The organism is Microbulbifer sp. CnH-101-G (assembly GCF_052466775.1).
On record NZ_CP174292.1, the window covers coordinates 1,255,155 to 1,269,175 of the forward strand.

At 46.4% G+C, this 14,021-nt stretch carries 14 protein-coding genes, 3 tRNA genes and 2 pseudogenes; 12 read left to right on the forward strand and 7 right to left on the reverse strand.

Features of this window, described 5'->3' with window-relative positions; genetic code table 11:
• Nucleotides 1-56: 56 nt before the first annotated feature.
• The 3 genes from ACJJID_RS05675 to folD are packed head-to-tail and all read right to left on the reverse strand — an operon-like array spanning nucleotide 57 to nucleotide 2,618.
• Nucleotides 57-1,070: a methyltransferase gene (locus ACJJID_RS05675; protein ID WP_444921855.1), complete on the reverse strand. Its 1,014-nt coding sequence runs from the start codon at nucleotides 1,068-1,070 to the stop codon at nucleotides 57-59.
• Nucleotides 1,071-1,075: 5 nt separating this feature from the next.
• Nucleotides 1,076-1,780, reverse strand: coding sequence for a 16S rRNA pseudouridine(516) synthase RsuA (gene rsuA / locus ACJJID_RS05680; protein WP_444921856.1), 705 nt, complete (start codon nucleotides 1,778-1,780; stop codon nucleotides 1,076-1,078).
• A complete protein-coding gene (gene folD, locus ACJJID_RS05685; RefSeq protein WP_152453122.1) occupies nucleotides 1,773-2,618 on the reverse strand; it encodes a bifunctional methylenetetrahydrofolate dehydrogenase/methenyltetrahydrofolate cyclohydrolase FolD in 846 nt (281 codons plus the stop codon). The genes rsuA and folD overlap by 8 nt, the downstream gene beginning before the upstream one ends.
• Nucleotides 2,619-2,958: 340 nt before the next feature.
• On the opposite strand from folD, the gene ACJJID_RS05690 reads away from it, so the two are divergent.
• From ACJJID_RS05690 to ACJJID_RS05715, 6 genes are all read left to right on the forward strand, one after another.
• Nucleotides 2,959-3,035, forward strand: a tRNA-Pro gene (locus tag ACJJID_RS05690).
• A gap of 18 nt (nucleotides 3,036-3,053) precedes the next feature.
• Nucleotides 3,054-3,130: transfer RNA gene (locus tag ACJJID_RS05695), tRNA-Arg, on the forward strand.
• A 115-nt stretch (nucleotides 3,131-3,245) separates the two neighbouring features.
• Nucleotides 3,246-3,321 (forward strand) — tRNA-His (locus ACJJID_RS05700).
• Between the two features lie 272 nt (nucleotides 3,322-3,593).
• A complete protein-coding gene (locus tag ACJJID_RS05705; protein ID WP_444921857.1) occupies nucleotides 3,594-3,980 on the forward strand; it encodes a hypothetical protein in 387 nt (128 codons plus the stop codon).
• Nucleotides 3,981-4,046: 66 nt separating this feature from the next.
• Nucleotides 4,047-4,508 carry a hypothetical protein gene (locus ACJJID_RS05710; protein WP_444921858.1) on the forward strand — a complete coding sequence of 154 codons (462 nt, stop codon included), beginning with the start codon at nucleotides 4,047-4,049 and terminating at the stop codon, nucleotides 4,506-4,508.
• Nucleotides 4,509-4,877: 369 nt separating this feature from the next.
• Nucleotides 4,878-6,731, forward strand: a complete 1,854-nt coding sequence (locus ACJJID_RS05715) for an Ig-like domain-containing protein (RefSeq protein ID WP_444921859.1) — start codon at nucleotides 4,878-4,880, stop codon at nucleotides 6,729-6,731.
• A 306-nt stretch (nucleotides 6,732-7,037) separates the two neighbouring features.
• On the opposite strand, the gene ACJJID_RS05720 is transcribed toward ACJJID_RS05715, so the two are convergent.
• Nucleotides 7,038-7,889 (reverse strand): hypothetical protein, encoded by an 852-nt coding sequence (locus ACJJID_RS05720; RefSeq protein WP_444921860.1) that lies wholly within the window; start codon nucleotides 7,887-7,889, stop codon nucleotides 7,038-7,040.
• Nucleotides 7,886-8,089, reverse strand: a complete 204-nt coding sequence (locus tag ACJJID_RS05725) for a hypothetical protein (RefSeq protein ID WP_444921861.1) — start codon at nucleotides 8,087-8,089, stop codon at nucleotides 7,886-7,888. Before ACJJID_RS05725 ends, ACJJID_RS05720 begins: the two co-directional genes overlap by 4 nt.
• 341 nt (nucleotides 8,090-8,430) lie before the next feature.
• On the opposite strand from ACJJID_RS05725, the gene ACJJID_RS05730 reads away from it, so the two are divergent.
• On the forward strand, nucleotides 8,431-8,895 hold the full coding sequence (locus tag ACJJID_RS05730) for a hypothetical protein (RefSeq protein WP_444921862.1): 465 nt from the start codon (nucleotides 8,431-8,433) through the stop codon (nucleotides 8,893-8,895).
• Nucleotides 8,896-9,662: 767 nt separating this feature from the next.
• The gene (locus tag ACJJID_RS05735) at nucleotides 9,663-9,833 is read left to right on the forward strand and encodes a hypothetical protein (protein WP_444921863.1); all 171 of its coding nucleotides are present in this window, start codon (nucleotides 9,663-9,665) and stop codon (nucleotides 9,831-9,833) included.
• 288 nt (nucleotides 9,834-10,121) lie between these two features.
• Here the strand turns inward: ACJJID_RS05735 and ACJJID_RS05740 are convergent, their stop codons facing one another.
• A complete protein-coding gene (locus ACJJID_RS05740; RefSeq protein WP_444921864.1) occupies nucleotides 10,122-10,799 on the reverse strand; it encodes an outer membrane beta-barrel protein in 678 nt (225 codons plus the stop codon).
• Nucleotides 10,800-11,164: 365 nt separating this feature from the next.
• Between ACJJID_RS05740 and ACJJID_RS05745 the strand changes: the two are divergent.
• A pseudogene (locus tag ACJJID_RS05745) lies at nucleotides 11,165-11,302 on the forward strand (D-Ala-D-Ala carboxypeptidase family metallohydrolase); the annotation flags it as partial.
• 133 nt (nucleotides 11,303-11,435) lie between these two features.
• The gene (locus tag ACJJID_RS05750) at nucleotides 11,436-11,750 is read left to right on the forward strand and encodes a 3TM-type holin (RefSeq protein ID WP_444921865.1); all 315 of its coding nucleotides are present in this window, start codon (nucleotides 11,436-11,438) and stop codon (nucleotides 11,748-11,750) included.
• A 169-nt stretch (nucleotides 11,751-11,919) separates the two neighbouring features.
• Here ACJJID_RS05750 and ACJJID_RS05755 read toward each other — a convergent pair.
• Nucleotides 11,920-12,072: pseudogene (locus tag ACJJID_RS05755) on the reverse strand (helix-turn-helix domain-containing protein); the annotation flags it as partial.
• Nucleotides 12,073-12,367: 295 nt separating this feature from the next.
• On the opposite strand from ACJJID_RS05755, the gene ACJJID_RS05760 reads away from it, so the two are divergent.
• Together ACJJID_RS05760 and ACJJID_RS05765 are read left to right on the forward strand one after the other, a co-directional pair.
• Nucleotides 12,368-13,198, forward strand: coding sequence for a glycerophosphodiester phosphodiesterase (locus ACJJID_RS05760; protein ID WP_444921866.1), 831 nt, complete (start codon nucleotides 12,368-12,370; stop codon nucleotides 13,196-13,198).
• Nucleotides 13,199-13,465: 267 nt separating this feature from the next.
• The gene (locus tag ACJJID_RS05765; RefSeq protein ID WP_444921867.1) at nucleotides 13,466-13,861 is read left to right on the forward strand and encodes a universal stress protein; all 396 of its coding nucleotides are present in this window, start codon (nucleotides 13,466-13,468) and stop codon (nucleotides 13,859-13,861) included.
• Nucleotides 13,862-14,021: the final 160 nt, after the last annotated feature.

Consider the following 14,021-nt stretch of genomic DNA (forward strand, 5'->3'; position numbering starts at 1 on the left):
CATGATTTCTTGTCCTGGCGACTGCTCGCCTTAATTTGACGTCGGCAAACTGCGCCCTAAGGGCGCAGCCGATACACACAGAAGCCCTTCTCTTTGGTGATCAACTGCACCTCAGAGAAGTAGCGCGGCCCCTTTTTTCCCAGCGGAATAAACTCATTCACCACAAAGAGCGCCGTACCGGTTATTTTTAATAACCGTGCGCTTTGTTGCAGAAAACGATCGGTGAGATCGCCCTCCACCTGGAATCCCTGATGGAAGGGTGGGTTGCACAGCACCAGATCGGCAGCACCGCTTTCCAGCTCATCCCCGGCATCCGAGGGCAGTACTACCCCTTTTACCCCCAGAGTCTGAAAGTTTTTCTTACAGGCGAGCAGTGCGGCGGCATTATTATCGGTGGCGGTAAAGTGGAAGCTCCCCAGTGAAGCCAGCCGTGTGCTGAGGTAGCCGTAGCCACAGCCGAGGTCCACTACCTGGGCGTTTTCCTTGGGCAGCTCGGTGGTGAGTTGCTGGGCCAGCAGGGCGCTGCCCTTATCAATCTTGTTCCAGCCGAACAGACCGGGCTTACTGTAGAGGCCGCCTAACTCTGGCAGACTGCGCAGCTGCGGGTAATCCTCCTCGGCGATGAGCTTTCCGCCCTGAGGATGCTCCACTCGGTTAATGCTGCAATAATCATTACCGCATTTTTGTAGGTGCTTACCGCTATCCAGGCGCTCCGCAACTTTCAGTGCATAGCTTTTAATGCCGCTCTGCTTTTCACCCAGTAATACCAGTTCGCCACCCTCTCCGAGGAGTCGGGGGGCCTGGTTGATGATATGGTGAACGACGGCCTTCTCTTTAGAAACTGAATAAACGATGCGGCGATAGCGGCGATCCAGCTCTTCAAAGTGAAAGTCGTTATAGAAGCTGCGCCCAACCTTACCCTGGGCCAGCTCGGCAATATCCCAGCGGTTGGTAAGGAAATCGCCTTCGAAGTGGAAACCCGGCTGTAGCAAGGGCTTGCTGTTTTCATCGGCGATCCACAGGGTTTCACTCGGTACCTGTGAGATTTCCTGGAGGAGAAGCGAGGACATAGTCTTTATTCTACCGAAGCGATTTCTTCAGAAGTTAACAGCCGGTATTCGCCTTCCTGGAGCTCTTCATCCAGGAAGATATTGCCGATCCTCTCCCGGTGCAGTTCGATTACCCGGTTGCCCAGGGCGGCAAACATACGCTTGACCTGGTGGTAGCGGCCCTCACCGATAGTGATGCGCACCTCGTTAGCGTAGAGAATCTCAAGCTTGGCCGGCTTGGTTCTTTTCTTTTCATTATTGAGCCAGATGCCTTTGGCAAACTTTGCGACCGCATCTTCCTCAATTTTCTCCGCCAGTAGAGCGTAATAGGTTTTCTCACAGTGGTGGTTCGGCGAGGTCACTTTATGTGACCACTGGCCATCATCGGTAAGTAGTACCAGCCCGGTGGTATCGATATCCAGGCGCCCGGCAATATGCAGCTTGGCTTTGTTGGGCTCGTCAATCAGGTCCAGCACCGTAGGGTGCTCGCCATCTTTGGTCGCGCTTACATAGCCCAGGGGTTTGTTCAACATAATGTAGCGTGGCCCCGGCTCGTGCAGGGGCTCGCCGTCCAGGTACAGTTCATCGCTAGCCTGTACCTTGGCGGCCGGATCGGTGACTATCTCGCCGTTTACACTGATACGCTCCGCCTTGGCAGCGCGCTTCACATCGGAGCGGGAGAGGTCAGTCACCTGGCTGACCGCCTTATCCAATCGTATAGAACTAGCCAATCTTGCGTTCACCGGAATCGACAGATTGGTAGATCAGGGTATTGATGGTCATGGGGCCAACACCGCCGGGCACCGGGGTGTAGGCGGCAACGCGCTCAGTTAGCGGACCCAGTTCGATATCGCCCACACCACCGGGATGGTAGCCGGCATCGACAACCACTGCGCCATCTTTAATCCACTCGGCCTTGATAAACTCCGGTTTGCCCACGGCGCCCACTACGATATCGGCGCGGCGGATATGTTCGGCCAGGTCCTGGGTACGGGAGTGGCAGATGGTTACGGTGGCATTGGCATTCAACAACATGGCAGCCATCGGCTTGCCCAGAATAGGGCTGCGGCCCACGACCACGGCGTGCTTGCCTTCCATTTCGATATTGTAGGCTTCTAGTAGACGCATAATGCCTTTGGGGGTCGCGCAGCCATAGGCCTCTTCACCCATGGCCATACGCCCAAAGCCCAGGCAGGTCACGCCGTCTACATCTTTCTCCAGGCTAATCGCGTCGAAACAGGCACGCTCATCGATCTGTGCCGGCACCGGGTGCTGAAGTAGAATACCGTGGACGTTGGGGTTGGCGTTGAGCGCCTCAATCTTGGCGAGTAACTCCTCAGTGGTGGTGGAGGAGGGCAGTTCCACCTGCATGGAATCCATGCCGATACGGCGGCAAGCATTTCCCTTCATCTTTACATAGGTAGCTGAAGCGGGGTCATCACCCACCAGGATGGTCGCCAGGATTGGCGTTTGCCCACCGCTCTTCTCTTTTAGTACGGCTACTCGAGCCGAGAGTTCTTCTTCAGTTTTCTGTGCCAGGGCCTTGCCGTCCAGAACCAGTGCAGACATAGATGCTATCTCTAACAATAAAAAATCGATGGCTAATAGACCGGAGTCTGCTCCAGCACCTACTGTATATAGAAGGGCGGAAGCAGGCGATTTTTAAAAACGCTTACTTTTTATCCAGTCGGATTCGCGAAGTGCGCCATTTTCGCACAGGTTGGAAATAATTTCGCCACTTCTGGGCCCAGATAGGCAAAAGGATAAACTTCTTTAAAAATAATAGCTTAGAAGCGTTGACATGGGCCGGGGGTATCATTACTATGCACGCACTTCGCAGCTACAGCGACTTACACAACCACCTACGGGGCGGTTAACAGAGTCAAAGAGGTGCGAATGATTGGAAAAACGGGGCATAGCGCAGTCTGGTAGCGCGCCTGCTTTGGGAGCAGGATGTCGGGGGTTCGAATCCCTCTGCCCCGACCAATTTTCCGGGTTCACCTTGCGCCCGTAGCTCAGCTGGATAGAGCATCCGCCTTCTAAGCGGATGGTCGCAGGTTCGAGTCCTGCCGGGCGTGCCATCTACACAAGATGGTGCTGGTTTGGCAAAAAGGACTTAGTCTGAAGCCAGATTGGTTGCAAGAGATATCCGGCAATCAGTACTGCCACAAGGTGCTGAAGTATATCACTGTTATGGTGGCCGTAGCTCAGTTGGTAGAGCACAGGATTGTGGCTCCTGAGGTCGCGGGTTCGATCCCCGTCGGCCACCCCAGATTCTTCCTTGTTTATCAAGGACTTAAAACCTCGCCTAGTGCGGGGTTTTTTCGTTTTGGGCTCTTGAGGGGTAATTCGAGGGGGTAATTTTTACCACAATCGATTTTTTCGGCTCCCTCGATTGGATATTTATCCAGTATCTTTGTGTCTGACAAACTTCCCTAGAACATCTTCGCGCTTGGTTGTAATGAGGGCTTTATAAAGAGAAAATGCCGCCAATATTTGGTGTGGCAGTCTAGTCTGATTAAATTTTCTGCGATGGAACCCTGAATGAAAGATAAAGAAATATATTCTGAGATTGCAAAATTGTTGTATTGCGAAGCTCCAGATGTTTCGAGCGAAATCCATGCTCTTGCTATGCATGTTGAAAATTCTTCCTTTATCTCTGTGTGGACTGGAGAGTTAAGATCTGTTGATGGGGCGTTTAATTTGTCAAGGGAAGCACTTAGAAAGATTAATGGCAGTGTGAATGAGCTAAAAGAATATTATTTAGAAAAAAATATGGGGGACTGGAATATTGCACATTTCATTGCGATTCCTCATGCCAAAAAATTTGAACTTGAGTTTGATTATTGTGAAGAGCTGAAAAATCATGAGTTATCTTTCACTGAGTATTCAAGAAGGCTTAATGAGTCTTCAAGAATTCATAAAGAGTAGTATTTTAAATTTTGACTTTAGACAATATATTTGTTCCGAATTTTTTAGTGGTTGGGATCTGGAATAGTGAAGTATTTGTTGTGCGTATTTTTCTTGAGTTTTTCTGCGCTCACATTTGCGGCAGGTGACACAAATTTGTCAGTAGGCGTGGGTGTGGATCATGCTGGGCTAGGAGCAAAGTACTCGATTAACCGCGGTAAAGATAAGTACTTCGGCTCTTTGGGTTGGAAGGGTTTCTCGGAGGAGGCTGGTTCGGTTACGGGGTACGGCTTAGGTTGGGAGCGCCTTGTATCTTCCGATAGTCATTCTTTAGGTGCTTTCCTGGGGCTTGTTGAAGTTGATTATGCTGGTGATGATGCGGTGCGCTATCATGGTCTTGCATTGCTCTACAACTATTACTTTTCAGGGTTTTCTGAATCTTCTTTTGTCCTTGGCGCTGCTATTCATGCAGGTGCTAGCTCATATGATGGGCCGTATTATGATGATAATACTACCGGTGCGACAGTAAAGCTGGCCTATCAGTGGTAGTGTAGGAGCTTTTTTAAAGGGGCCCTCATATAAACAAATGAATTAGTATTTTTTGTTTTTCAGGGGGAGGAGCATCGCTTGATGTGGGGGTTTTTCATTTTTCTATCTGCCTATCCATATAAGTGTGGTGAGGACAGAAAGTTTGCTCCTTTAATATTTAGAGACTAATAAAGTCTTGCTTTTGAGGTTGGCGAAGGGAAGTCGCTATTCTCATAGACTATTGTTCTCTTGAATTTCCGAAATTACCGCTAGTGCTTTAAATCTTAGATGTTGAAAGTGCGGTGGCAATTTTTGGAGGGTAATAAAGTCTAACTAAGTATTGTACACACATGGTGTGCAACAAAATTTTTAATACAAAGATATTATAGCGTGAAGTTCTCAAATCATTATTTTCCCCTTTTATTGTTGATTTTTTGTTTTGCCCTGCAAGCATGTAAGGATGGAGGGTCAAGTAAGAGAGGCCCATCAAGCAACGAAGCGGCTAATAAGGAAAACCGAGTTCCAGTAGTGTCAAATCGGATTCAAGATTTCACCTTGGAAGTTGGTGTCAATCTGACCCTTCAAGTATCTGCTGAAGACCCAGATGGTGACTCTTTATCTTTCAATATTGAAAATCTGCCTCAGTTCATTTCTGCAAGTGATAATAATAACGGAAAGCTATCATTGACCTTTGCAGCAGAAGCCGGTGATGAGGGAGAATACCATTTAAGTATTGACATATCTGACGGTGAAGCTATTACAAATACTTCCTTTTCAGTTCGGGTGGTGAATAGTAGCTCTAGAGGGATGATTGATGACCTGAATGATTTTTCAATTGAGGAAGCTGGCAGTGAAGTCTCGAGAATACCTGTCAATCGAATTGGTGCAAATGAAGTCCATATAGACAACTTGGTTGCCCCTGATTTTGCAAATATATTTATTGGTGAGTCCAATGACCTGGTCATTGAGTTGGCTCCAAAATTTGGCTCAGCTGGAGTCTATACTGTTGATTTTGAATTAAACGATGGGTTCAGGAAGCAGAAAGTCATATTTGAAATAGTTGTAACTCAGGCTGCTTTTACACCTGAAATAACTTTTCCTGAAGAAATAATTGTATCCGAAGGTACAGAAACTACTCATGAGGTTCTTTCGGCTGAAATTGGAAGTCTAGTATCAGTTACATCATCAACGGTTCCCGAATTTGGGGCAATTGTACAGTCAGATAGTGGGAAAATAGATCTTATATTAGGGCCCGGCTATAAAGATGCCGGTACTTATAAGATTGAAGTGACTTTTAATAATGGAAGTTTTGATAGTCCAGTATTTGATATAGAAGTTACTGTTGAGCAATCATTTAGCGGGGAGGCATCCACTGTAGATGCTGGTGCTTTTCATACCTGCGCATTAGAGCAAGAGTCGGTTTATTGTTGGGGGTTGAATGATGTCGGACAAGCTACAGTTCCTGATGGTCTCGGTGACGTTACACATTTAGCCGCTGGCGAATACCATACCTGTGCGGTAGATGAGAATGGCATTTCATGTTGGGGGCGTAATTTTAGTGGAGAGGCATCTCCGCCTGAAGGGATTAACAATGTTTCGAAGCTAGTTGCAGGATATGAGCATTCCTGCGTACTTTCTAATGGGCAAGTAAAATGTTGGGGGTCAAATACTGATGGTTTTGGTGCAGATGTTGGCCAAAGTCGAGTTCCCGATAGTTTAGGCGTAGTTACTGATATTTCAGCTGGTTTCTTTCATACCTGTGCGCTTGATGAGGCAGGATTGCAATGTTGGGGATCAAATCATTGGAAGCAAAGCGATACGCCTAGTGTTTTATCATCAGTTACCAGTTTTGGAGCTGGTAGATTAATAACCTGTGCAGCTGGAAGCATGGGTTTGAGATGCTGGGGAACGGCTGATGGCTATGGACAGAATAAAGTGCCAGATACTGTGATTCTTCCAGATCTATTCGAAATTGGTTACTTTTATAATAGCTGTGCCTTAGAGAATGGTGAATTGATTTGCTGGGGGGCTGGTTCAAGTGATACAAATAATTGGCCCCACTTTGGGCAGGGAATAGTGCCTCAAAACCTTAACAATATTTCTTCACTAACCCTTGGAATGACTCATGCTTGTGTAATTGATAGCGGTAGTGTTAGCTGTTGGGGTGCTGGTGAAGAAAGTGATGGTCAGGGTGATTATCATTTTGGGCAGAGTATTGTTCCAAGTTTTTTGCAGGCTCCTTAGTTCAAGTATATTAATAATGATATATTGTTTACTATCAGCTAATAATGAGCCTTCTAAATAGGCTATCCGTAATATTTGGTTGATTTGGAAGGCCTTAAAAAAGCCTAAGAGAGGGGTTGCAACCTGTTAGCACAGTCTGCCTGGGTAGTTTTGGCTGTGCGCAGGTGCATCACCCGATCTACATGCAGTTATGCTTCTCAGTCATAGATCACGCCTTATGCTCAGTAAATTATTAAGCATCCCCTTTAAAGTCATTTGCTACTTTGATCTTCGAATCATGAAAGCGCTGTTTAATTACCCCAGCAGCTAGTGCTGCTCGCTGTTCCCTTTGCCAGATGGCATTGAACCCAGTACGGGTGTAGGCACGGCCAACGCGGCTGCGGACGATATGGTTTGGATTTGTGCTTCGGTGTTAGTGGCTACTGCGAGGTCAACGGCTTCTTTGAGTGCTGAGCTCCAAAGCTTTAACTGAGCTTTGCTTGTGTTGGCTTGCACAATAAGTAGGCCGTCTTCTTGGATATCTGAACGGGTGAGGGCGAGTACATCCTGTTGCCTGGCGGCACACAGATAGCTAATTTCCATAGCGCACTGGTGCATCACATGGCCGTGGTCACCCAGCCACTGCCAGAAGGCTTGGTATACCCAGTCTTCCACGTAGCGCCCGCCGAGCTTTACTTTAATTGTTTTCACTACCGCTGTGGGGTCTTCGATCTTCACAAAGGCTCTGGCTTTGCCCCATATCATCACAATGCCTAGAAAGGTTCGCTCTCTATTGGCTGAGGTGGGGTGCTCAGCGCCGCGCGCATCCATAAACATTTGCACTAGTGGGGAGGTGATATTGTCTGGTTCCATTTCCCCAAATACAGCGAGAACTCGTTGGCTGTAGCGGTAGTAGTCTTTTTGAGTCTGCGGTTTTATATGTTTGGTGTACTGAGGGGAGGCGAAGTAGAGCTCTACTAAATCCGCGAAGGTAAAGGTCTTTTGCACTAGACCGGCTAGGTATTTCTCATAGGCAACCCAGACTTCAGCCTGGGACGCGTCGGGGCCGATAATATGCTTGGTTGGTTCGCCATGCTTGCGAAATCGATAGCCATTCTTGTAGCAGGCTACATGCGGCGGCATCCATGCGTTTTCAGGGTTGCGTCTTCTACCCATCATTTCGCTGCTCCCAGGATAAAGCCTTCGGGCAGGTTGCTGCTGGCTGGGCTTAGCTTTGACGTTCCGCGGGCTAAGGTGGCTTGATTGACGATTTCCCAGGTAAGAGCGGGCGAGCCATCTTTGCGGCATATATAGGGGATTCGGTTAGCGTCGAGAATCTGCTTCAGAGCTTCCACTTTCCCTACTGATGCTCCGGTCATGTGATTTTCTCCCAGTTGTTGCGAAAGTGAATGGCTAGAATTGTGGGGCGGAGTTGGAATTTGTAAAACCACTCTGCCTGCAAGTTATTGACGTTGATCACAGAGAACTGCATAGCTTGGGTGGTCTCACGATTGAAGAGGCCGCAGGCTCAGTGTGTCAGCGCTTCGGCGTGGCGTGGGGCCAATAGTCTGAACGGCTTAGCGGTGTTCACTTGGGCGCCCTATCCTTGGTTAACGATTACAGTTTCCGAAAGGTAATATTTGGGTTGTTATCCATAAGTTAATTTTTCGAGGTTAATACCCTTGATATGCTCGAAGTGTACTTATCACGGAGGATAAGAATGAAAAAACTAAGAGGTTTGGTGGTAGGAGTTCTACTGTTACCTGGCTTAGAGGGTTGTGCTGTAAAGAATGATACGCCAGTGATAATTAGCGAGTATTTCGCTATAGAGCACTTCTCTAGTAAGCAGGAAGTCTTGAGTAAGGCGAGACAGGCCTTATTGAGAGACGGATTTCAAATTTTATCTGCTGATTTAGAGGCGGGTTATATCTCTACTTCCTTGAGAAATTGGAAGCTTTCGCCGAGTCAGGCCCATTGTGGTACGGCTAAAGGGGTAGATTATTTGGATGACAATCACACCAAGACAGAGGTGGCTTTTAATGTGGTGGTCGATGATAGAGCAGTGATTGTTCGCTCAAACATTCAGGGAGAGTATCTACCGGGAGAGCTGGCTAAAAATCTTACTTTAAATTGTGTTTCTCGCGGTGTTATAGAAGTTGAGATGGCAAAGAAAATATTGTTCTGATTTTTGGTATACAAAGCCCATATTAATGGGCTTTTTTGTCTGACTCAGGAGTGTAGAAGTCAAAGATAACCTCGAAAAAACTTACTTTTTTGCCAGTAACCCGCCCCGTATCCAGGCGTGGAACTCGCCTCCCGATGATAGGCAGCTGATCAGAGGATTTTATAATCAGGCTGTCAGGGTATGCCCAGCTGGCTGTGTGGTGCAATTGGGTGAGGCGGGAGAGGTTTGCTCCCATAATGCCCCTCCAGCGAGCGAGAGACCGTCCAATCGGTGAGATATTGAGAGATACCAGCTGATAAGCCCCGAGCACCAAGCCAAAAGTTTTCAGTTGGTCGCGTGATAGGGCCCAGTCGGGCCTGTTGAGGTTAGTGTTTACAGTCTTGCGGGCATGAGATTCGATTCAACGAGACAGGCTTGGCATGATGTCTTTGATGGCTCTGCTTCAGCGTTTGATTATGAGGCAATGGGCAATAGGAGTACCGTCACCTCAAACACCCGGCGGGGCCGTAAAGTTTTAATTCGTGATGAGGTATAGGGAAAGGCAAATCAAGTGTTCGGCCGAATTGATGCGCCTCGGGTGAGTGGTGTTGAAACGATTGTGAGTAAGGTGAGCGGTAACCGAGTTATGGATTCCTGTGAGCAGGGAATCATTCGACGTGATTGCAAAACTGAGACAAAGCGATCTGCTGGGGCATTGTTGGGGCATGGCTGCGTATGTGTCACCGGCATAAAGATTTAAAGAGCGGGCGGCGCTGTTGCAGTATCTGATGTCTGAATTCGACAAGTGGGAGGAGCCGCACCCGAGGGATAAGGTTAGCCAGCTGGCGTTATTCTGTATTAGTGCGAGTACGTTGCGGGATGTGAATGGGCGGTCAATAGATCTGGGCCATGCACGTAAAATATTAGGGTGTGACAAAAAGCATTGGGATGAGGAGTGAGTGAAAATTTGGAAGCGCCTACAGCGGCGTTTGGATCCATTGCCAGGAAGAGCTTTGGGGTCGGTGTCTGAGTTGGTGCAAGAGTACCGCAGTCGATTTAAAAAGGCCTGTTGACAGCTTTGTCCTGAGTAGGTATAGATTTCCCAGCATGCGGTTTTTCCGCTTTGCAGAATAAAACCGGCCACTGAGCCGGTTTTTTTGTGCCTGAGTGAGCGAGGGCGTCGCCCGATAGATTGGCAAGCAACCACAGGGAAAATCAACAGCCGGTTCGACTGCTGAAAAATCTCTTTAAAAATTGTAGGTCAGGGCAAGGGAAGAAAGGCTGGGTTTCTTTTTGTCCATGTTAAAAATAGTGTGCTCTAAGCTAAGGCTCCAATTGTTATAGTTCCATCCTGCGGAAATTCCATAGTAAAAATCACTATCTTTTGTGCTGTCTTTGCCGGAGCCTTTAAAGTTAGTATTCTTAATGTCTAATACATTTCCATTGTAATCAGCCCAGGTTTGTTGCATGTTGAAAGTATTTTTATGTTTCAAATCTGCATCCCACGAGTGGAACCCTGTGCGTACACCAGCATAAAAATCTTTGGTTACATCTGTGGTAAATAATATACCCAGCATTTTTGATTTGATGCTGAGGGTTATATCCTTGCTTGTTTCACGGTGGGAGGTGTAAGGACCAGAATCTAAGTCATATGACTCGTCTGCAATGAAATTGTCGCTGCCATCAGCATCTCCCAGATCTGCATACCCAGCTTCAAAAGCGAAGAAGCGGTTAAGACGGTAACCTAAAGCTACGGTCCAGCCTTTAGGGGTGGAAAGGTCTACACCTATATTTGCTGAAGCTTCATATGAAGAAACATTCGTGTCTACCTTTCCATAAGAAGATCTAAGGTAAAAGTTATTTTCCGTCGCCATTGTGTTGGATGCAGAAAAGAGGATGACAGAGGCAAGAATTAATTTGTTCAAAAGATATCCTTAAATAAATGCAAAAGAGTTGTCTAATTAAAAAGTAGACGCTGGTATAACTTATACGGTAGTACAGCTAAAACCGTGCTCTTCATTGTGTGGAGAGTGTCAAGAAGTAATTGCTCTGTTAACAGCAGAAAAAAAGTGTCAGAATTCAAGTTAGGCGCATAATGCAATAGTCAAGTACCCCTAGTCAAAATAAATCTTACCCCACGCTTGGCTTTCTTATCTCTTAAACATTTAAACACCGAAACACCATGTTCCAGAATGATTATTTCAAAGAGTTGGAATTGGCCTGTCGTTGTTGTGGCAAAAATCATTTTAAATATGAAACGCTCAGGCGCTTAATCTAAGTTAGAGAGCGCTATGACAAACCGCTGATTATTAACTCCGGTTACCGCTGTCCAGCTCATAACGCTCGATTAAATGCAACCATGACTCATACCACCGGGCAGGCTCTTGATGTTTCTGTGGCTTTGAGTGGGGGGCGCATAAGCTTATAAAAATTGCCTTAGAAGAGGGATTCACCGGTATAGGGGTGAAGCAGAAGAGGCCGATCAAAAAGCGGTTTATCCATTTGGATGACCCTGATTCAATTCCTGGCGAGCGTGCGCCCCCTACGGTGTGGAACTATTGGTGATTTCAGCTATATCCAGCTTACTCGGCAAGGTCATAGACAAGGCATTCCCGGATAAGACAGAGGCCAACCGCCTAGAGGCGCAGGTAGATTCAAAGTTTATCTCAATGGACCTGGAGGAGCTGAGAGCGGCTGCCCAGGTAACCACTGTAGAAGCTGGGGGAGAGTCATGGCTACAAAGAAACTGGCGGCCAGTAACAATGCTCACGTTCGTGGGGCTGATCGTCTTTCATTGGCTGGGGTGGACGGCAACGAACCTAGGGGGAGGGCCAGATCCTCAATCTAATGGAAATAGTAAAAAAGGGCCTCGGTGATTATGTCGCGGGGCGTAGTGTTGAAAGAGTGGCTAGTGATCCTAGCTACTAACGACGGATACTCTCTCAAGAGATAAACTACATAGCAGAGATGTCCTATGACAATATCAAGTAAGTCAACCAAAACCATACGTAAACAATACTCTGAAGAATACCCATCAACAAAGGACACATCGCCACTTAGAACAGCTTTCCTGTAACTGTAGAAAGTGTCTCGCGATACTCCAGGCAGTTTGCAAGCTTTGGATATATTGCCGAGTTCTGCTGCCAGATTGAGAAATTGGGTCTTGTGTTTGATGATACGATCATTAATATGGAATATGGGGTTTGCCCTTGGCTTTTTATTTTTTTAAGTATCTTTATCAAAACTGGTAAAGTCCTATTTTCAATAAGTTATGACGGATTCGGCTCGAATTGGCCTAGTTTAGCCTTTGCCGGGTTGGCATGATTTGTAATGGCGCTTGTGTATTTCATTCAAGAATATAAATGAAATATATTTGAATGTTTGCGAGAAGTGCTGGGCTGCAGTTATAGGTGCATTTTTAATATTCCAAAGAGGCTGTATGGAAGTCGGTTAGGGGTATATTGATATCTAAAAATTACTGGGGATTATTTAAATGAAAGAATCTATAAGGATAATTATTTGTCTTGCTCTCGGTTTCGGGCTTTGCAGTCAGACATTTGCTGTTGAGATTCTTGCGCACAGGGGTGCATCTGGCGAATACCCTCAAAGTACAGCGCTGGCTTTCGATAAGGCATTAGAGCAAGGGGCGGATATTCTGGAGCTGGATGTACATTTGTCGAAAGACCATTACATCATCATAAATCATGATGCAGATCTCAAAGACAATGTTGGAGTACCCGATAAAATTAATGATTTGACTCTGGGTGAAATTAAGACCCTAGATGCTGGGCATGAGTTTACCCTGGATAAAGGTAATACCTACCCTTTCAGAAATCAGGGGCTTACTTTGTTGACGCTGAATGAACTGTTTGAGCGATACCCTGATGGGGTCTTCAATGTGGAAATCAAGCCTAACGACAAAAGGCTCTCAGAAGTGCTTTGGCAGGTTATTTTAGACTACAGGATGGAGCAGAGAGTGACTGTTGCGAGCCAGCATAGCAAAGCAATGAGACACTTTCGAGAAATTAGCGGGGGTGAGGTCAGGACCAGTGCAACCATAGGTGAGCTTGTGGAGGCAAGCCTTGCCTGGAGTTCGGGTTTTGGTTGGGCTTTCAAACCGCAATTTGATGTCGCGCAACTGCCATATAGTATAACAACCAAGCCTTACGTGCGTTTTTTTCAGAAAAAAGGTGTGGATGTTGACCTTTGGACGGTGAACGATGCGGACCATATCGAGCGCAGTATATCATTGGGGGTAGATGGAATAATTGGCGATTATCCTGATCGTATTTATCAGGCGCTTGTAGATGCCGGGGAGCGCTAGTATCTACTAACGATCCATAAAATATGGGGCAATCTAATACCTATGCCTAAGAATTCACTTACCTACGGCGAGAGCTGTGAAATACTTCTCTAAGGTGAGCATAAACTTAGAGTATGAGTGTTAATAAAAATTATCATTTATTTTAGTTATAGGTTGGATGCAGGGTAGGGGTTGTTTGCGTAGCAATCAATCTTGCGGATAAAGTTTTTGGTTTGTTTGTTGGTCGATTTTATTAATTATTAATTGTCATTATCATGGGGAGAGTAGATGTATAAAACAATTCTTTGCGCTATAGAGGCTTCCCAGGAGGGCCGCTTTGTGCTTTCAAAGGCAGTAGATCTCTCTAAGCAGCATGAAAGTAACTTAATAGTATTGAATGTGCTTCCTTATAGCTTTCTCCCTAAGGATTATCAACGGGAACTTAAAGAGGATGCTATTCCTAAGTTTGAGGAGATTACTTCATCCTTCGGTATCGCTAAAAAGAATCGCGCCCTTAAGGTGGGTAAACCTTATGAAGTTATTTGTAAGGAAGCTGTAAAAAGAAATGTCGATTTAATTGTGCTGGGGACGCATTCCAAAAAAGGCATAAGCTCCCTTATCGGCTCTACAGCCAACAGTATCGTAAATTACGCTCATTGTGATGTCACTCTGGTGAGAATTTGATCGGGATGGGTTTTACGTAGACAAGTTATTGAAAATAGTCTTGGAGGCTATAGTGTGAACTACTGCTAGGCGGGCAGCATCTAGTTTAATTTGGGAGGAAAGGTTGACTTCGTCTACTCATTGAACACTTCTATCTTTGATGGCAACTTTACCACTTAAA